Source organism: Chromobacterium sp. HL1, from assembly GCF_057418835.1.
Map to the genome: position 1 here is coordinate 3,654,780 of NZ_CP162399.1, position 17,456 is coordinate 3,672,235.

Genomic DNA, 17,456 nt, shown 5'->3' on the forward strand with positions numbered 1-17,456 from the left:
CGCATTTGGCTTGCAGTGAATGTAACAGCCTCAGATGACAGCCCGGTGAAGGTTTCGGGGCCGCGAAATGACGCGGCCCCTGCATGCCAATATGACAGCAGGGGCCGCGGGACCCAACTAGTAAAAAGAACAGTCAGGATTAGGAACTACCGGCTCAGCCTATGCGCATGCCCGGCTTGGCGCCTTGATCGGCGTCCAGCAGGAACAGGCCTTCGCTGTCGTCCTGGCCGGAAGCGCAGACGATCATGCCTTGCGACACGCCGAAGCGCATCTTGCGCTCGGCCAGATTGGCCACCACCACCACATTGCGGCCCACCAGTTTTTCCGGCTCCTGATAAGCCTTGCGGATGCCGGAGAAGATGTTGCGCTTCTCAAAGCCCATATCCACGGTGAACTGCAGCAGTTTGTCCGAGCCTTCGACGAAGTTGCACTCCAGCACCTTGCCGATGCGCAGGTCCAGCTTGGCGAAGTCGTCGATCTTGATGGTTTCGGCCAGCGGCTCGTATTGAGCGGCGGCCGGGGTGTCTGCGGTGGCTTGCATATTCTGTTTGTTCGCTTCTATCAGTTTGTCGATCAGCACCGGGTCGATGCGCTGCATCAGGTGCTGGTAGGCGTGGATCTTCTTGCCCAGCAGCAGGTTGGCGGCGTCGCTCCAGGCGAGCGGCGCCACGTCGAGGAAGGCTTCCACGCCTTCGGCCAGCTTGGGCAGCACCGGCTTCAGGTAAATGGTGAGCAGGCGGAAGGCGTTGATCAACACGGTGCAGACTTCCTGCAAGCGCGCGTCCTGGCCTTCCTGCTTGGCCAGTTCCCACGGCTTGTTGGCGTCCACGTAGGCGTTGACCACGTCCGCCAGCGCCATCACGTCGCGCAGCGCCTTGGCGTATTCGCGCGCTTCGAAGGCGGCGGCCAGTTCATCGGCGGCGGCCTGCAGCTTGGCGAGGATGTCGCCGTCGCTGACCTGGCTGGCCAGCATGCCGTCAAAGCGCTTGGCGATGAAGCCGGCGGAGCGGCTGGCGATGTTGACGAACTTGCCCACCAGATCGGAATTCACCCGCGCGACGAAGTCGTTCAGGTTCAGATCGATGTCTTCGATGCGGCCGTTCAGTTTGGCGGCGATGTAATAGCGCATCCATTCCGGATTCAGGCCGCAATCCAGATAGCTCTTGGCCTGGATGAAGGTGCCGCGCGACTTGGACATCTTCTGCCCGTCCACGGTGAGGAAGCCGTGAGCGAACACGCCGGTGGGCGCGCGCAGGCCGGAGTAGTTCAGCATCGCCGGCCAGAACAGCGCGTGGAAATACAGGATGTCCTTGCCGATGAAGTGGTACATCTCGGTCCGGCTATCCTTGCCGAACCACTCGTCGAAATTCAGGCCGCTGCGATCGCACAGGTTCTTGAAGCTGGCCATGTAGCCGATGGGCGCGTCCAGCCACACATAGAAGTACTTGCCCGGCGCGCCCGGGATTTCAAAGCCGAAGTACGGCGCGTCGCGGCTGATGTCCCAGTCCTGCAGGCCGCCGGAAATCCACTCGTTCATCTTGTTCAGCGATTCCGGCTGCAAATGCGGCTGGGTCGCGCCGTCGGCGCGCACGCTGCTGCCGCCGGTCCATTGCTTGAGGAAGTCGGCGCACTCGCCCAGACGGAAGAAATAGTGCTCGGAGGTTTTCAGCACCGGCTTGGCGCCGGACACCGCCGAGTACGGGTTCTTCAGTTCGGTGGGGTTGTAAGTGGCGCCGCAGACTTCACAGTTGTCGCCGTATTGATCCTTGGCGCTGCACTTGGGGCATTCGCCCTTGACGAAGCGGTCCGGCAGGAACATCTGCTTTTCCGGGTCGAACAACTGCTCGATGGTGCGGCAGGCGATCTTGTCGTCGGCTTTCAAGGCCAGATACACCTGCTCCGCCAGCGCCTTGTTCTCCGGGCTGTTGGTGCTGTAGTAGTTGTCGTGGCCGATCAGGAAGCCCTGGGAATCCGCCAGGTGCAGTTCGCGCACGCTGTCCACCAGCTGTTCCGGGGTGATGCCCTGTTTTTCCGCCGCCAGCATGATGGGGGCGCCGTGGGTGTCGTCGGCGCAGACGTAATAGCATTCGTGGCCGCGCATCTTCTGGAAGCGCACCCAGATATCGGTCTGAATCTGTTCCAGCATGTGACCCAGATGCAGCCCCGCGTTGGCGTAAGGCAGTGCGCTGGTCACCAGAATCTTGCGTTTGCTCATTAGGATTGTTCCAAAGGTGCGATCTGAAACGATCGATTATAGAGGCAGTCGCCCCCGGCGGTCACGACGGATATCCGGGAAACGGCGGCCATCAAGACAAAGCCCGGCCGCGCATGCGGGCCGGGCTGTGCCAGCGGGGCCGGGTTCGGGCTCAGGAAGCCTGATTGGCCAGTTCCGGCTGCTTGGCCTCGGCCTGTTGCGCGCGCTCCAGCATGGCCCCGCGCACGGTGCGGCGCGCCACCTGCACATAGGCCAGCGAGAAGGCCAGCGACAGGCAGGCGAAGCCGAGCATGCCGGCCTGCTGGTAAGCGATGCGGAACAGCTCCACGCCCAGCGCGTAGCCGGCCATGGACAACATGCTCATGCTGGCGGACACCGTGCCCTTGCCGGCGGCGTCGCAGGACATCAGCGCGAAACGGTAGAGCACGCCAAACGCCAGGCCTTCGCCGAAAGCCATCAGCGTCATGCCGGCCACCATGAAGTATTGCGGATGCGCGGACAACAGCACGCCGGACAGCATCAGGCTGAGGCCGATCACGATGGGCCACATGCCGATCAGCGCGGAACGGCCCAGCGGCCAGCGGCCGGCCACCAGCACCAGCGCCAGATTGCCGGCGATCAGGCCGCCGAACACCGGCAGCTGCATCAGACCGTACTCCAGCGCGCTCATGTGCAGATCATTCACCAGCAGCACCGGCGACATGGCGATCCAGCCCATCAGCGGCAGCGCCAGCAGCGGGATACACAGCGCGGACAGCACGAAGCGGCCGTTGCCGAACACTTTCAGATAATCGCGGCCCATCTGCGCCAGCGGCAGTTTCTCGTGGCTGGGCTGGGTGGTTTCCGGCATTTTCCAGATCAGGCCCAGCAAGGCCAGGAAGGACAGCGCGGCGATCAGCAGGAAGCTGGTGCGCCACGGCGCCAGCTCCATCAGCGCGGCGCCGGCCAGCGGGCCGGCCAGCGGCGCGATCAGCGCCACATTGGCCATCAAGGCGGTGACCTTGACCGCGGCTTTTTCTTCAAAGGCTTCCTGCACCGCGGCGTAACCGACGGCGTTGATGAAGCACAGGCCAATGCCCTGCAGCAGACGCAGCGCGATGAAGGCCTCGATGGAGTTCACCAGATAGGTGGCCAGGCAGGTCACGGTGAAGTAGGCGACGCCGAACAGCAGCACCGGCCGGCGGCCGATGCGGTCGGACAGAGGGCCGGTCAGCCAGGACAGCAGCGCGCCGCCCAGCAGGAAGGCGGTCATGGACGCCGGCACCCAGGAGGCGTCGACCAGGAATTCCCGGGTGACCGCCAACATGGCCGGCTGCACCATGTCGTTGCAGATGTAGACGGCGAATTCGAACAGAACCAGGGCCAGCGGAAACAATAGATTGGAACGGCTAAGCTTTGCGTGTAGAGCGGACATTAGGGAGATGCAGCCTTTCTGAGACCGGCAAGCGGCGCGCTTGCCCATGCGGCCGGACGGACAAGGGCCAAATAAAGCGAAAAAGGGGCGCAATTGTACCTGCAGAAAGCCTGGCGCGCAAAGCAATTTTTGCCACAAACACAATAAAAACAGCAATTTGCAACTCAAACACCCCACGCCCCCGCCAAGAGAAGCGAGACGAGCGCGCAGGCGCCGGCCAAGCCATCGTCGATCGCTCCGGCTCGGCGCCACGGCGCGATTGATAGAAAAACAATCAATAAGCTTATGCTTATTAATATGAGTAAAGCGCGGGGAATATCGGTAAAATCGCCGCTTTTCGCCGTATTCCCCGGCGCGGCCGTGCGGGCTCCCGCCAGCGGCGCCCCGCCGGGCGAAGCTTTTTTATCAGGATTCCAAGCTCGTCTGACCTCGCTCAAAATGCCGACGCCGCGCCGTCGCTACGCTGAGCCCAGCTCGCCGCCCCACCCCAAAACCCGCCCCTGCGCTTTGACGCCAAGCCGGCCCGGGCGGCCAGCGGAACCTGACGACAAAACCAATAGATTAAGGGGTTTCCCATGACCTTGACCGTCATCGCCACGCTAGCCGTCACGCTGGCCTTGTTGGCGCTGCTGTGGCAGCAGCAACGCACTCACGTCTCCTTCACCAAGCGGGTCTTCACCGGCCTGGCGCTGGGCGTCGCCTTCGGCGCCGCGCTGCAATGGCTGGCCCAACCCGGCTCGCCGGCGCTGGCCGCCTGCCTGGAACTGTGCGAAATCATCGGCTCCGGCTACGTCAAGCTGCTGCAGATGATCGTAATCCCGCTGATCATGGTGTCCATCATCGCCGCGCTGTTGAAGCTGGAAGGCGGCTCCTCGCTGGGCAAGATCAGCGCCGCCACCCTGGGCGTGCTCTTGTTCACCACCATGCTCGCCGCCGGCGCCGGCATTCTGATGGCCAATCTGTTCGGTCTCAGCGCTGAGGGCCTGACCGCCGGCGCCGCCGAGGTGGCGCGCGGCGAATCGCTGGTGAAGAACCTGAGCACGGTGGAGGACTTGTCCTTCAGCAAGCTGGTGCTGGACTTCCTGCCGGCCAACCCCTTCCTGGACATGACCGGCGCGCGCAAGACCTCCACCATCGCGGTGGTGATCTTCTCGGTGCTGATCGGCCTGTCCGCCACCGGCATCGCCCGCAAAAAACCCGAGCTGTTCGCCAGCTTCAGCCATTTCATCGCCGTGGCCCAGGCCATCGTGATGCGCATGGTGACCCTGGTGCTGCGCCTGACCCCTTACGGCGTATTCGCACTGATGACCAAGGTGGTGTCCGGTTCCAGCTGGGCCGACATCGTCAACCTGATCAACTTCGTGCTGGCTTCCTACGGCGCGATGCTGCTGATGTTCGCCGTGCACCTGCTGCTGGTGGGCCTGGCCGGCGTCAATCCGCTGCGCTGGACTAAAAAAGTGATCCCGGTGCTGACCTTCGCCTTCACCTCGCGCACCAGCGCCGGCTCCATCCCGATGAACGTGGCCACCCAGAACAAGCTGCTGGGCATTCCGGACGGCATCGCCAACTTCGCGGCCTCCTTTGGCGCCACCATCGGTCAGAACGGCTGCGCCGGCATCTACCCGGCCATGCTGGCGGTGATGATCGCCCCCACCGTGGGCGTCAATCCGATGGACCTGCACTTCATCGTGCCGCTAATCGCCATCATCACCATCAGTTCCTTCGGCGTGGCCGGCGTTGGCGGCGGCGCCACCTTCGCCGCGCTGATCGTGCTGTCCGCGCTGGACTTCCCGGTGGCGCTGGCCGGCCTGCTGATCTCGATCGAACCCTTGATCGACATGGGCCGCACCGCGCTCAACGTCAGCGGCTCCATCACCGCCGGCACCGTGACCAGCCGCCTGCTGGGCCAGACCGATATGCAGGTGTTCAATAGCGACCGCGAGATCAATCTGGACGAAGAAATGGCTTAACAAGCGGCGCGAGACTCCGCCTTGAAAACCGCCTGGGAATGCCTATTTACAACCTGTAAATCCAGCATACTAGGCGGTTTTTCCATTAAAGCCGCCAACTGCCCCACAATGCGGCACAGCAACAACCCGGACGGGAACACACTATGAAAATCGTCATCATCGGCGGCGAAGCCGCCGGCATGAGCGCGGCGGCCAAGGCGCGCCGCAGCGCGCCGCAAGCCGAAATCGACGTCTACGAGATGTCCGAGGTCATTTCCTTCGGCGCTTGCGGCCTGCCCTACTTCGTCGGCGGCGAGTTCGACGAGCCCGGCTATATGGCCGAATTCAGCGTGGAAGACTTCGCCAAGCGCAATATCCGCGTGCACACCGGCCACCAGGCGCTGAGCATAGACCCCGCCTCCAAGCGGGTGCGCGTGCGCCGGCTGGCGGACGGCGAAGCCTTCGACGCCGCTTACGACAAGCTGATGATCGCCACCGGCGCCAGCGAAATCCGCCCGCCGCTGCCGGGCCTGGACTTGCCGGGCGTGCACACGCTGCGGGTGATGGAAGACGGCCTGGCGCTGCGCGCGGCCGCGGCCCGCGAGGACGTGCGCGAGGTCGCCATCATCGGCGCCGGCTTCATCGGTCTGGAGTTGGCCGAAGCCATGGTCCGCCTGGGCAAGCGGGTGAGGCTGATCCAACTGGCCGAGCGGGTAATGCCGGACGCCTTCGACGCCGAAATCACCAGCCTGATGGAGCAGGAATTGCGCGAACACGGCGTAGCCTTGCACCTGTCCGAGGCCGTCACCGCGCTGCGCGGCGACGGCGCGGTGCAAAGCGTGCTCACCGAACACGGCGACTACCCGGCCGACCTGGTGGTGCTGAGCATAGGCATACGCCCCAACACCGCCTTCGTCGCCGACGCCGGCCTTACGCGGCTGGGCAACGGCGCCATCGTGGTCAACGCCTACGGCGAAACCAGCCTGCCGGACATCTACGCCGCCGGCGACTGCGCCGCCGCGCCGCATCAGCTGACCGGCCAACCGGTCTACGTGGCGCTGGCCACCGGGGCCAACAAGCTGGGCCGGCTGGTGGGCGAGAACCTGGCCGGCGGCCGCCAGGCCTATCCGGGCACCCTGGGCTCCGCCGCGGTGCGGGTGCTGTCGCTGGACGCCGCGCGCACCGGCCTGTCCGAAGCCCAGGCGCGCGCCGCCGGCTTTGATTGCCAAAGCGTGCTGGTCAAGGACAAGAACCACACCAACTACGTGCCGGGCCAGGCGGAAGTCCACGTCAAACTCTGCTACGAAACCGGCAGCCGGCGGCTGCTGGGCGCGCAGATGATAGGCCGCAACGGCGATGTGGTGCACCGGCTGGACGCGCTGGCGGTCGCCATCGCCAAGGGCGTCAGCGCGCGCGAACTGGGCATGATGGATTTCTGCTACGCGCCGCCCTTCGCCCGCACCTGGGACGTGCTCAACGTCGCCGGCAACGTGGTCAAATAAGCCAGGCCGGCAGCCCCCGCCCGCCCGCGCCGATGCCAGCGCGGGCAAGTTGGGGTAAACTGCCGGACAGCCAAAGATTCAACGGATGTCCTCCCCATGCTCTCCAAGCTCACCCGCCTTTTCCAGTCCTCACCGGGAACCGAAAACAGCATGTCACTCAGCGATGCTCAAGTGCTGGAAGCCGTGTCCAGCCTGATCGACGACAACACCGGCAAACCCTTCGTCGCCGCCAAGGCGGTGAAAAACATCAAGATCAGCGACGCCGAACTGTCGCTGGACGTGGTGTTGGCCTATCCGGCCAACAGCCAGCACGAACCGGTTCGCCTGCGCTTTGAAGCCGCGCTGGCGCCGCTGGCCGAGCAACGCAAACTCAGCGTGCGCGTGGGCAGCCTGATCACCAGCCACTCCGCCCAGCGCGGCGTGCCGCTGCTCTCCGGCGTCAAGAACGTGATCGCCGTCGCCTCCGGCAAAGGCGGGGTGGGCAAATCCACCACCGCGGCCAACCTAGCGCTGGCGCTGTCCGCGGAAGGCGCGCGCGTCGGCATCCTGGACGCCGACATCTACGGCCCGTCCCAGCCGCTGATGATGGGCTTGCAGGGCCAGCGTCCGGAAACCCCGGACGGCAAAAGCCTGAAGCCGCTGGAAAGCCACGGCGTGCAAACCATGTCCATCGGCTATCTGGTGGACGCGGACCAGGCCATGGTCTGGCGCGGCCCCATGGTCAGCCAGGCGCTGCAACAGCTGCTCAACGACACCCGCTGGGACAATCTGGACTATCTGGTGATCGACATGCCGCCGGGCACCGGCGACATCCAGCTGACGCTGTCTCAAAAAGTGCCGGTCACCGGCGCCGTCATCGTCACCACCCCGCAAGACATCGCGCTGCTGGACGCGCGCAAGGGCGTCACCATGTTCCAGAAAGTGGGCATCCCCATCCTGGGCATGGTGGAGAACATGGCCATCCACGTCTGCTCCCACTGCGGCCACGCCGAACACATCTTCGGCGAAGGCGGCGCGGCGCGGATGGCGGCGGACTTCGGCGTGGACGTGCTGGGCTCCCTGCCGCTGGACATGGGCATCCGCCTGGCGGCGGACGGCGGCACCCCCACGGTGGCGGCCGACCCGGACGGCAAGGTGGCGGAACTGTACAAGGCCATCGCCCGCAAAGTGGCGGTGAAGGTGGGCGAGAAAGCCCAGGACTTCTCCGGCAAATTCCCCAAGATCGTCATCCAGAACAACTGACAAACGCATCATGATCGCGATGTTCGACTCCGGCCTCGGCGGCCTTTCGGTATGGAAGGCCGTGCGCGCCGCGCTGCCCGGCTGGGGCATCACCTATCTGGCCGATCAGGCCTACTGCCCCTACGGCCAACGCAGCCACAGCGACATCGCCGAGCGCAGCGTCAGAATGGGCCGCTATCTGCAAGAACAAGGCGCCACCCTGCTGGTGGTGGCCTGCAACACCGCCACCACCGCCGGCATCGCCGCCATGCGCCGCGAGCTTTCCATCCCGCTGGTGGGCATAGAGCCGGCGATCAAGCCGGCGGCGGCCATGAGCCGCACCGGCCGCATCGCCGTGCTGGCCACCCAGGCCACGCTGCAAAGCGAGCGGGTGCGCAAACTGCTGGACACCCACGCCGGCCACGTTGAAGTGCTGCGCCGCGTGGGCGCGGGCTGGGTGGAGCAAGTGGAGGCCGGCGAGCTGGACAGCCCGCGCACGCGCGAACTGGTGGCGGCCGTAGTGCGGCCGCTACTTGACGAGCGCATCGACCACATCGCGCTGGGCTGCACCCATTACCCGTTTCTGGAGCCGCTGATCCGCGAACTGACCGGCGACGGCATCGCCTTGTACGACCCGGCCGAGGCCATCGCCCGGCGCGTGGCCTCCTTGCTGCCGGACGCCGCGCCCGCCGTCGCCCCGGCCTACCGCTTCATCACCACCGATGCCGACAGCGCCGGCATGCGCCGCATCCTGCCGCTGCTGATAGGCGCCGACCACCCGGTTGAATCCCTGCCTCTGGAGCAAGCCCAATGATTCCACGTTTATCGCGCCTGTTGGCGCTGGCCTGTCTGATCGCCACCCCCGCCACCTGGGCCTTGCCGCAATGCTCGCTGGTGGCGGTCCAAGTCAATCAGCAAGCCGGCAACAAGCTCAACCAGAACGAGCTGAGCGCGGTGCTGAGCCAGTTGGGCAAGAACGGCCAGCTGCCGGCGCAATTCATCAACAAGCGCCAGGCCAAGAACGCCGGCTGGCAGCCCGGCCGCAGCCTGTGGAGCGTGCCCGGCCTCAACGGTAAATCCATAGGCGGCGACCGTTTCGGCAATTACGAAAAACGTCTGCCCAAGGGGCAATGGCAGGAAGCCGATCTGAACTATAAAGGGGGCAAGCGCGGCGCTTACCGCATCGTGTTCTCCGGTTCCGGCCAGCGTTTCGTCACCGTAGACCACTACAACCGCTTCATCGAGGTGCCACCATGCCAGTGAAAGTTTGCGAACTGCACCACATCAAGAGCCTGGACCAGCTGTTTGACGAGCTGAGCCGCCAGTTGCTCCTGCCGGCCCACTTCGGCCGCAATCTGGACGCGCTGTACGACAGCCTGGCCAAAGACGTGACAGGCCCCTTCGAGATCGTCTGGCGCGAAACCGAGGAAGCGCGCAAGGCGCTGGGCGTGGACCTTTACGCCACCATTCTGGAAATTCTGGAAACCGTGGCCGAGGAACGCGGCGACGTCACGCTGGACATCCACCACTGAAACACCGGGCCGCCGCCGCAAGGCGCCGGGGCGGCCCTTCATCCCGATGGCAAGTTCATCATCATTCGTTTCCGCAACACACACTCCGCTGCGAAATTCAAGACTCGAAATACAACAAAGACAAGCGTTCGCTAATTCACTATAATCCCACCCCTAAATAGGTCAACAACTGTCCTACAACTGGCAGCAATGCCAATAAAATCAAACAACAATAACGTAGGCAGGCCACTACATCGGCAACCTTGACACACACGAAGCGGCTGCTCCCTCCACCGGACCGGCGCCGGCATTGTTTCATTGCGAACTTGCCGTGTTGTTATCAAAACGCTCTCAAATACAGGTAGGAACTTCTCAATGCAGTCGAAAAAACTCACAGGGCTGATCCTCATCGGCCTGGTGCTGGGCATCATCACCGGCTATCTCTATCGCGAGAACGCCGCCAGCGAAGCCGACATCAAAGCCTTCGCCAGCAATATCTCCATCCTGACCGACATCTTCCTGCGCCTGATCAAGATGATCATCGCGCCCTTGGTGGTGTCCACCCTGATCGTTGGCATCGCCAAGATGGGCGACGCCAAGACCGTGGGCCGCATCGGCGGCAAGACCATGCTCTGGTTCATCAGCGCGTCCTTGATGTCCCTGACCCTGGGCCTGATCATGGTCAACCTGCTCAAGCCGGGCTTGGCGCTCAACCTGCCGCTGCCGGACACCCACGCCACCAGCGGCATCCAGGCCGGCGCGCTGTCGGTGAAGGACTTCGTCACCCACGCCATTCCCAAGAGCGTATTTGAAGCGATGGCCACCAACGAGATTCTGCAGATCGTGGTGTTCTCGGTGTTCTTCGGCTGCGCGATGGCCGCTTTGGGCGACCGCGCCAAGCTGCTGATCGACACCATTGACGTGGTGGCCCACGTGATGCTGAAAGTGACCAGCTACGTGATGCTGTTCGCGCCGCTGGCCGTGTTCGGCGCCATCGCCGCCACCGTGGCCAAGGAAGGCCTGAGCATCCTCGCCACCTACGGCAAGTTCATGGCGGAGTTCTACCTGTCCATCGGCATCCTGTGGGGCCTGCTGATCCTGGCCGGCGCGATGTTCATCGGCCCGCGCGTGCTCAAGCTGATGGGCATGATGCGCGAACCGCTGCTGCTGTCCTTCACCACCGCCAGTTCCGAAGCCGCCTACCCCAAGACCCTGGAACAGCTGGAGCGCTTCGGCTGCTCCAACAAGATCGCCAGCTTCGTGCTGCCGATGGGCTACTCCTTCAACCTGGACGGCTCGATGATGTACTGCACTTTCGCCGTCATCTTCATCGCCCAGGCTTACGGCATCGATCTGACGCTGGCGCAGGAAATCTCCATGCTGCTGATCCTGATGCTCACCTCCAAGGGCATGGCCGGCGTGCCGCGCGCCTCGCTGGTGGTGATCGCCGCCACCCTGGCCCAGTTCAACATTCCGGAAGCCGGCCTGCTGCTCTTGCTGGGCATCGACCACTTCCTGGACATGGGCCGCTCCGCCACCAATGTGGTGGGCAACTCCATCGCCACCGCGGTGGTGGCCAAGTGGGAAGGCGAGCTGAAAAAACACTGAGCATGGTCTGCTCCGTTGAACGCGCCGCCCCTCAGGGCGGCGTTTTTTATGGCTAGCTGCGACAAGGCTATTGACAGGTAATCCCTTGCCCAATAGAATGCCCCACTCTGAGTCGGAGAGGTGGCAGAGTGGTCGAATGTACCTGACTCGAAATCAGGCGTACGTGCGAGCGTACCGAGGGTTCGAATCCCTCCCTCTCCGCCAGATCACGCAATTAAGCCCTTGAGAAATCAAGGGCTTTTTTGTTTTGTTCTTCGCCCCGTTTGCGCCTACCATTACAGCCTTCCGCACCTGTCCAAGCCGCAGCCGCATGAATCATCTGGTCAACTACGTCAACGCCATCCTGAACGCGCCCTCCCCGCGCCGCGCGCGCCTGGACGGCTCAAGCCGGAACCGTTGGACGGATCAGGACTATACGGTCGTTGCAGAGCAGTCCACCTATGTTTTCGACGATGGCGCAATGATCCAGCGAACGACGGAACAGGACGATTACCCGGCCGAGGCCGCCTGCGCCGAGTGCTGGATTCGTTACGAAGTCGTCCGCCAGCCGTCCGGCGACGCCATCCAGCCCGGCCATATCAGCTTCAACAGCACCTGCCGCGAAGCTTTCTGGCGGCGCTACTTCAGTACGGCCCCATCCACCGGCACCAGACAAGACGGCTCTGGAGAGACCGGAGTTTGAATCACTACAGTGATAGCCCTTTTGAGCGCGCTCGCTCTGAAGCCTATTTGCCGCCGATAAGACGGCGAATCTTGAACGAGGCCAGCCTTCCCCACCTAACCTGGCCCTGGCAAACAGTAATGGTTATCGAACGGCTCCTGGCTCATCAAGACAAAACCATGACGCTGATAGAAACAATTGGCCTCACTATCGCGCAAGGCCGTGACACGTACCGCCAAACGTAGCGAGGCAGCGCGCTCCAGCACCCATCGTAGCACCAAGGCACCGACTCCTTTACCCTGATGCTCGGGCAGCACATAGAGATGGTCCAAGTGCATCTCTCCCTCTCGCTCCTGAAAAACGACAAAACCCAGCCGCTGTTCAGCACCGACAATAAAAAAGGTATCCTCTGGCTCAAATCCGACACGTAAGCGCTCTAGGGCACGAACAGGATCAAAAAGCCCGACACGCTCCAGGCTGACACGCATCGCGGCGATACGCATCCGGGCCAAGGCCTCAAAGTCCCCGGCGCTCACCGGCTCCAACAGTATCCCGTCAAGGCGATTGCTCCCCCTAGCTTCCATCACGCCACCTCCTGACAATCATCCACTCCCTGTTCGTCTTGGCCATTCCTCGCCCGGCCAAGCCAAGATCAAGGCGAGCGAGACCGCTGAGCTCCATCCAGACACCGACCCCAGGGCCTCCTACCCAGCCATGCGTCGCTCCCTACAAATCCCATTCGGCAAACAAGCCAGACCCTAACCCAGATCCATCCAAGCCACCAACAGCCGCTGGCTTGACCCTCCATCCCCAATCAGTAACAATCGCCGCGTGCCGCCTCATTCCGCGGCATTTGGGTGTAGCAGCTCATAAAGCCATAGCCTCGCCATAGTCCCCGCCTTATCAAAGGCAGGCGCTGGCGGGGAGGTGCATTCGTGCGCCTGCCGGAGCTATGGCCGGTCTGCTACCCTCGTCATTCGCCTGCCGTACCCGCGTAGCAGCGAAGGCAGGCCCAGCCATAGGAGCCTTCCGATGACGCACCAAACCCGGCGCTATCGCGCCCTGCTGTCTCCCTCTCTTCCCCTGAATACGCTGCTCTCCGAATTGCGCCCGTTCAACAGCGTGGCGCCGGCCTCGCTGAAACGGCTGGAAAGCCGGCTGTACGCCCGCGAGCAAAGCCTGCGCAGCGCCATACGCGATCTGCGCAAGGGCCACGAAAGCCTGCGCGCGGTATTGGCGCTGCTGGAGCAGGCCAAGGAACAGCCCTGCCCCTGCAATGTGCTGTACCTGACGCTGGAACCGGCGCAGCAGTGGTTGCAACACGGCCTGGACGCGCTGCAGGCGCGACCTTGAAGGGATGGCTAGCCCCGACCTGAAAAACAAGCAAGGAGGCGCCAAGGAGAGCGCTACAGGCGTGGTCATGTGCACCTATCGGAGCAGTCACCGCATGACAAAGCGGCTTTACACGAACAACAGGCGGTAGCTATTCCCTGCCACCATAAAAAAACGGACCGTGCTCTTCTGAGTAACGGTCCGTTTTCTCATTCGGCCGGCGCCCCGGCAGATGCTTCAATGCAGCAGATCGCCATCCTCCGACTTGGGCGAACGGCTCAGCAACTCCTGCACCACCCGCTGCGGATCATGCCCCTGGTAGAGCAGGCCGCAGACCGCGGCGGTGATCGGCATGTCCACTTCCAGCCGCTCCGCCATGGTCAGCACTTCGCGGGCGGTGGCCACGCCTTCGGCGACATGGCCCAACTCCTGCAGCGCTTGCTGCAAGGGTTTGCCCTCGGCCAGCTTCAGGCCCACCTGGCGGTTGCGCGACAGCGCGCCGGTGCAGGTGAGGATCAGGTCGCCCATGCCGGCCAGGCCCATCATGGTGTGCTGGCTGGCGCCCAGCGCGGTGGCCAGGCGGGTGATTTCCGCCAGCCCGCGGGTGATCAGCGCGGCGCGGGCGTTCATGCCGTATTCCAGGCCGTCGGCCACGCCGGTGGCGATGGCCATCACGTTCTTGACCGCGCCGCCCACTTCCACTCCCACCAGATCGGCGTTGGCGTACAGACGCAGCAAGGGGCTGTGCAGATCGCGCGCCACTTGCCGGGCGAAGGCTTCGTCGTCGGAGGCGACGGCCGCCGCCGCCGGCAAGCCCTGAGCCACTTCGCGGGCGAAACTGGGGCCGGACAGCACGCCGCAGCGGTGGTTGGCCGGCAATTCCTCGGCCACCACCTGGTGCGGCAGCAGGCTGGAGCCGGCCTCGAAGCCCTTGCAGGCCCACAGCAGCGGCGGCAGTTGCGAAGACAGCGCGGTCAGCGCCCGCAAGGTGGGGCGCAAACCGGCCATCGGCGTGACGATGAGGATGAGTTCGGCGTCGTGGATGGCGCGCGGCAGTTCCGCGGACAGCTTGAGCGCGTCCGGAAACGGGCAATCGGGAAGATAGCGCTGATTGACGCGCTTGGCGGCCAGTTCGGCCACCTGGTTGGCGTCGCGCGCCCAAAGCGTGACTTGATGGTGACGGGCGAAGGCGATGGCCAGGGCGGTGCCCCATGCGCCAGCGCCCAGGATGGCCAGTTTCATGCGTAGCCCTTACAAGCCCCAGAGGTCGGTAATACGAGCATAGCCGATGCTGCCGTCGCGGTGGCGCACTTTGACCCAGCCGCCCTTGGGCGGCTCTTGCAGCTCCACCACGCCGTCTTTGGGCACGGTGTAGGCCAGCGGGCCGTCGTTGGCCGGCGCGGCGCGCACTTCCGCCTTGTCGGCGGTGATCAGCAGCCAGCGCTGCTTGGACAGCGCGGCGGCCGGAATCCAGGCGATGCCGCCGGTGGCGTCGCGCACCCGCGACCATTCCTTCTGGCTGCTCAGCACTTCCACCGGGTAATAGCGGCTCACCACGAACAGTTTCTTCGAGGTGAGCGTCGGCGCCTCGTACAGCGCCACGCCGGTTTCCTTCACCGAGCGAAACTCAAGTGCGGCGGCGCCGTGGGACAGCAGGCCCAGGCTCAGCGCCAGCGGATATACGAGGCGTTTCATTGCTTGCGTCGCCTCAGGCGTTGCCGGCTTCGGCCTGTTGCGCGCGTTGCTGCATGTACAGAGCTTCGAAGTTGATCGGGGACAACAGCACCGGCGGGAAGCCTGCGCGGTTCACTACGCTGGACACGGCTTCGCGCGCGTAGGGGAACAGGATGTTGGGGCAAGCCACGCCCAGGATGGGGTCGATGTCTTCGGCCGGCACGTTGCGGATCTGGAAGATGCCGGACTGGCCCACTTCGCACAGGAACATGGTTTTTTCCGGCAGCTTGGCGGTCACGGTCACGGTCAGGGTCACTTCGTAGAAACCGTCGTCCAGCTGTTTGCCTTCGCTGGCCAGCTGCATGTCTATTTCCGGCTGTTCTTGCTCCAGGAACACCTGCGGCGCGCTAGGCACTTCCAGGGACATGTCCTTCACATAAATTTTCTCGATGGAAAACGCCGGCTGCAGCTCTTGTTGTTCGCTCATCTCTTTGTCTCACACGGAGGCCGCTCGCAAGCGGCCGGTTTTGGAATGGTTAAAACAGGCCTGCATCATCGCACGAAAGCGGTTCAGGGCCAACCGCCCGCAAGCGCGCGGTTTGATCGCGGGCAAGCCGGCTCAATCGGCCAGCAGCAGGTCCAGCTTGCCGGCCTGGTTCAGCGCCACCAGGTCGTCGCAGCCGCCGACGTGGGCGTCGCCGATGAAGATCTGCGGCACGGTGCGGCGGCCGGTCAGATCCATCATCTTGTCGCGCTCGACCGGGTCCAGATCGATGCGGATTTCCTTGATCTCGGCCACGCCTTTGGCGGAGAGGATTTGCTTGGCGCGGATGCAATAGGGGCACACCGCGGTGGTATACATGGTTACAGGTTTCATCGATGGCTCTCGCGGAATCGGGCGCTCCGGCGAGGAGCGCGCAAAACCCGATAGTATACTCCCGCCGCGCGCGCCGAAACCGTCAATCCGCCACGTTCTTACTTGGACGCCTCGAAGCGGTCGATCAGATCGGCGACGATCTGGTCCATCGCCTTGCCCATCTCCGGCGCGCGCGGGCTGTTGACGATCACCGCCAGCGCCAGCCGGCGGCCGTCCGCGCCCAGCCAGTAGCCGGCCAGCGCCTTGACGTCCTTGAGGGTGCCGGTCTTCATCCGCAGCCGCGGCCCTTGCTCGGCGAAGCGCTTGCGCAAGGTGCCGTCCTCGCCGGCGATGGGCAGGCTGGCCAGGAGTTCGCTGGCGTAGGGGCCGCGCGCGGCGTTGAGCAGTACTTGCCCCATCAGGCGCGCGCTCACCCGCTCCCGCCGCGACAGGCCGGAGCCGTTTTCCAGCACCAGGGTTTCATCGGAAATGGCGTTGGCCGCCAGCAGACGCCGCACCGCGTGCTCGGCGTTGGCGCGGGTGTCCTCTCCGCCGCCGCCCTCCTTGCCCAAGGTCAGGAACAAGGTGCGCGCCATGGTGTTGTTGCTGTATTTGTTGATGTCGCTGATCGCCACGGTCAGCGGCTGGGAATCGTGACCGGCCAGTTCGCGCGCGCCGGCCGGCACCCGCCCCAGCCCCGCGCCCTTGGGCCCGACGCCGCCCAGCGCCTGCCACAGGGCGGCGAAATCCTGACTGGCGAAGGCGTCGTGGTCCAGCACGTTGACGAAGGTTTTGACGCCGTCGCAACTGGGCGGCAAGGTGCCGCTGACGGTGACCGAGCGCACGTCGTTGGCGATGCTGACGTAGCGGCGCACGTCGGAGCAATCGTTCGCGCCGCCCTGGCCTCCGGCCTGCAGCTTGGCGTTGACGCTGACGCCGGCCAGCGGCGGGTCCAGCGCCACGCGCGCGCCGTCGGCGTCGACGTAGAAATTGAGCCAGGCCACTTTCAGATTGGTCAGATGGCTGTCCGGCTCCACGGTGAAGGCGCGGCCGGCGTCTTCGTCGAAGTCGCGGGCGCTGGACACGGCCTTGAAGGCGCTCTTGTCCAACACCAGCTTGCCGTCTATCCGTTGCACGCCGCGCAACCGCAGGCCGTACAGCAGATTGAGCAGGCTGTCGTTGTTGAAGCGCGGGTCGCCGGCGCCCAGCCAGTAAAGGTCGCCTTGCAGCGCGCCGTCTCGCAGCGGAGCGGTGGACCACAGCCCGGTATGCCAGCGATAACCGGGCTTGAGTAGATTCAGCGCGCTCCAGCTGGTGATCAGCTTCATGGTGGAGGCCGGGTTGACCGCGCTGTCGGCGCGATGGCCGGCCAGCGTCTTGCCGCTTTCCACCGGCGCGGCCCAGACGGCCACCTCCTCCGGCTTGAGGCCGTGCAGGTCCAGCGCGCAGGCCGGCCATGCCGACAGCAGCAGGCAAGCCGCCGTCAGGGTTTGTTTCGTTTTTGCTTTCATTG

At 64.2% G+C, this 17,456-nt stretch carries 17 protein-coding genes and 1 tRNA gene; 10 read left to right on the plus strand and 8 right to left on the minus strand.

Translation table 11 applies throughout. The features are described from left to right. Positions 1-154: 154 nt before the first annotated feature. The gene (metG, locus tag AB1Z25_RS16625) at positions 155-2,215 is read right to left on the minus strand and encodes a methionine--tRNA ligase (RefSeq protein ID WP_253314825.1); all 2,061 of its coding nucleotides are present in this window, start codon (positions 2,213-2,215) and stop codon (positions 155-157) included. Between the two features lie 151 nt (positions 2,216-2,366). Beyond that, the gene (locus tag AB1Z25_RS16630; protein WP_107800310.1) at positions 2,367-3,629 is read right to left on the minus strand and encodes an MFS transporter; all 1,263 of its coding nucleotides are present in this window, start codon (positions 3,627-3,629) and stop codon (positions 2,367-2,369) included. Positions 3,630-4,204: 575 nt separating this feature from the next. Here AB1Z25_RS16630 and AB1Z25_RS16635 point away from each other — a divergent pair. From AB1Z25_RS16635 to AB1Z25_RS16675, 9 genes are all read left to right on the plus strand, one after another. After that, on the plus strand, positions 4,205-5,599 hold the full coding sequence (locus AB1Z25_RS16635) for an L-cystine transporter (protein ID WP_235087131.1): 1,395 nt from the start codon (positions 4,205-4,207) through the stop codon (positions 5,597-5,599). Between the two features lie 143 nt (positions 5,600-5,742). Continuing rightward, positions 5,743-7,080, plus strand: a complete 1,338-nt coding sequence (locus tag AB1Z25_RS16640) for a CoA-disulfide reductase (RefSeq protein WP_486635732.1) — start codon at positions 5,743-5,745, stop codon at positions 7,078-7,080. Positions 7,081-7,230: 150 nt separating this feature from the next. Further along, a complete protein-coding gene (apbC, locus tag AB1Z25_RS16645) occupies positions 7,231-8,322 on the plus strand; it encodes an iron-sulfur cluster carrier protein ApbC (RefSeq protein WP_107800313.1) in 1,092 nt (363 codons plus the stop codon). A 10-nt stretch (positions 8,323-8,332) separates the two neighbouring features. Beyond that, positions 8,333-9,115, plus strand: coding sequence for a glutamate racemase (gene murI, locus AB1Z25_RS16650; RefSeq protein WP_235087122.1), 783 nt, complete (start codon positions 8,333-8,335; stop codon positions 9,113-9,115). After that, positions 9,112-9,564 carry a ribonuclease domain-containing protein gene (locus AB1Z25_RS16655; RefSeq protein WP_486635733.1) on the plus strand — a complete coding sequence of 151 codons (453 nt, stop codon included), beginning with the start codon at positions 9,112-9,114 and terminating at the stop codon, positions 9,562-9,564. Before murI ends, AB1Z25_RS16655 begins: the two co-directional genes overlap by 4 nt. Further along, positions 9,555-9,833, plus strand: coding sequence for a barstar family protein (locus AB1Z25_RS16660; protein ID WP_107800316.1), 279 nt, complete (start codon positions 9,555-9,557; stop codon positions 9,831-9,833). The genes AB1Z25_RS16655 and AB1Z25_RS16660 overlap by 10 nt, the downstream gene beginning before the upstream one ends. A 354-nt stretch (positions 9,834-10,187) precedes the next feature. After that, a complete protein-coding gene (locus tag AB1Z25_RS16665; RefSeq protein WP_107800317.1) occupies positions 10,188-11,420 on the plus strand; it encodes a dicarboxylate/amino acid:cation symporter in 1,233 nt (410 codons plus the stop codon). A 114-nt stretch (positions 11,421-11,534) separates the two neighbouring features. Continuing rightward, positions 11,535-11,624: transfer RNA gene (locus AB1Z25_RS16670), tRNA-Ser, on the plus strand. A 106-nt stretch (positions 11,625-11,730) separates the two neighbouring features. Then, positions 11,731-12,102 carry a hypothetical protein gene (locus AB1Z25_RS16675; protein WP_486635734.1) on the plus strand — a complete coding sequence of 124 codons (372 nt, stop codon included), beginning with the start codon at positions 11,731-11,733 and terminating at the stop codon, positions 12,100-12,102. Positions 12,103-12,197: 95 nt separating this feature from the next. On the opposite strand, the gene AB1Z25_RS16680 is transcribed toward AB1Z25_RS16675, so the two are convergent. After that, a complete protein-coding gene (locus tag AB1Z25_RS16680) occupies positions 12,198-12,665 on the minus strand; it encodes a GNAT family N-acetyltransferase (protein WP_486635735.1) in 468 nt (155 codons plus the stop codon). A gap of 448 nt (positions 12,666-13,113) precedes the next feature. On the opposite strand from AB1Z25_RS16680, the gene AB1Z25_RS16685 reads away from it, so the two are divergent. Continuing rightward, complete coding sequence (locus tag AB1Z25_RS16685) at positions 13,114-13,434, plus strand: hypothetical protein (protein WP_486635736.1); 321 nt, start codon at positions 13,114-13,116, stop codon at positions 13,432-13,434. A gap of 216 nt (positions 13,435-13,650) precedes the next feature. On the opposite strand, the gene AB1Z25_RS16690 is transcribed toward AB1Z25_RS16685, so the two are convergent. The 5 genes from AB1Z25_RS16690 to dacB form a co-directional block, all read right to left on the minus strand. Continuing rightward, a complete protein-coding gene (locus AB1Z25_RS16690) occupies positions 13,651-14,655 on the minus strand; it encodes an NAD(P)H-dependent glycerol-3-phosphate dehydrogenase (protein ID WP_107800320.1) in 1,005 nt (334 codons plus the stop codon). 9 nt (positions 14,656-14,664) lie between these two features. Further along, the gene (locus AB1Z25_RS16695) at positions 14,665-15,108 is read right to left on the minus strand and encodes an SH3 domain-containing protein (RefSeq protein WP_107800321.1); all 444 of its coding nucleotides are present in this window, start codon (positions 15,106-15,108) and stop codon (positions 14,665-14,667) included. Positions 15,109-15,121: 13 nt separating this feature from the next. Next, entirely contained in the window at positions 15,122-15,574 is a 453-nt protein-coding gene (gene secB, locus AB1Z25_RS16700) for a protein-export chaperone SecB (protein WP_107800322.1), read from the minus strand. 132 nt (positions 15,575-15,706) lie between these two features. Beyond that, complete coding sequence (grxC, locus tag AB1Z25_RS16705; protein ID WP_107800323.1) at positions 15,707-15,964, minus strand: glutaredoxin 3; 258 nt, start codon at positions 15,962-15,964, stop codon at positions 15,707-15,709. Between the two features lie 98 nt (positions 15,965-16,062). Beyond that, the gene (gene dacB / locus AB1Z25_RS16710; RefSeq protein WP_486635738.1) at positions 16,063-17,454 is read right to left on the minus strand and encodes a D-alanyl-D-alanine carboxypeptidase/D-alanyl-D-alanine endopeptidase; all 1,392 of its coding nucleotides are present in this window, start codon (positions 17,452-17,454) and stop codon (positions 16,063-16,065) included. Between the last annotated feature and the right edge of the window lie 2 nt (positions 17,455-17,456).

Excerpts from the sequence above, each read along its gene's own strand:
- metG (WP_253314825.1), bottom strand. The coding sequence starts at position 2,215 with ATGAGCAAACGCAAGATTCTGGTGACCAGCGCACTGCCTTACGCCAAC.
- AB1Z25_RS16630 (WP_107800310.1), bottom strand. The coding sequence starts at position 3,629 with ATGTCCGCTCTACACGCAAAGCTTAGCCGTTCCAATCTATTGTTTCCG.
- AB1Z25_RS16635 (WP_235087131.1), top strand. The coding sequence starts at position 4,205 with ATGACCTTGACCGTCATCGCCACGCTAGCCGTCACGCTGGCCTTGTTG.
- AB1Z25_RS16640 (WP_486635732.1), top strand. The coding sequence starts at position 5,743 with ATGAAAATCGTCATCATCGGCGGCGAAGCCGCCGGCATGAGCGCGGCG.
- apbC (WP_107800313.1), top strand. The coding sequence starts at position 7,231 with ATGTCACTCAGCGATGCTCAAGTGCTGGAAGCCGTGTCCAGCCTGATC.
- murI (WP_235087122.1), top strand. The coding sequence starts at position 8,333 with ATGATCGCGATGTTCGACTCCGGCCTCGGCGGCCTTTCGGTATGGAAG.
- AB1Z25_RS16655 (WP_486635733.1), top strand. The coding sequence starts at position 9,112 with ATGATTCCACGTTTATCGCGCCTGTTGGCGCTGGCCTGTCTGATCGCC.
- AB1Z25_RS16660 (WP_107800316.1), top strand. The coding sequence starts at position 9,555 with ATGCCAGTGAAAGTTTGCGAACTGCACCACATCAAGAGCCTGGACCAG.
- AB1Z25_RS16665 (WP_107800317.1), top strand. The coding sequence starts at position 10,188 with ATGCAGTCGAAAAAACTCACAGGGCTGATCCTCATCGGCCTGGTGCTG.
- AB1Z25_RS16675 (WP_486635734.1), top strand. The coding sequence starts at position 11,731 with ATGAATCATCTGGTCAACTACGTCAACGCCATCCTGAACGCGCCCTCC.
- AB1Z25_RS16680 (WP_486635735.1), bottom strand. The coding sequence starts at position 12,665 with ATGGAAGCTAGGGGGAGCAATCGCCTTGACGGGATACTGTTGGAGCCG.
- AB1Z25_RS16685 (WP_486635736.1), top strand. The coding sequence starts at position 13,114 with ATGACGCACCAAACCCGGCGCTATCGCGCCCTGCTGTCTCCCTCTCTT.
- AB1Z25_RS16690 (WP_107800320.1), bottom strand. The coding sequence starts at position 14,655 with ATGAAACTGGCCATCCTGGGCGCTGGCGCATGGGGCACCGCCCTGGCC.
- AB1Z25_RS16695 (WP_107800321.1), bottom strand. The coding sequence starts at position 15,108 with ATGAAACGCCTCGTATATCCGCTGGCGCTGAGCCTGGGCCTGCTGTCC.
- secB (WP_107800322.1), bottom strand. The coding sequence starts at position 15,574 with ATGAGCGAACAACAAGAGCTGCAGCCGGCGTTTTCCATCGAGAAAATT.
- grxC (WP_107800323.1), bottom strand. The coding sequence starts at position 15,964 with ATGAAACCTGTAACCATGTATACCACCGCGGTGTGCCCCTATTGCATC.
- dacB (WP_486635738.1), bottom strand. The coding sequence starts at position 17,454 with ATGAAAGCAAAAACGAAACAAACCCTGACGGCGGCTTGCCTGCTGCTG.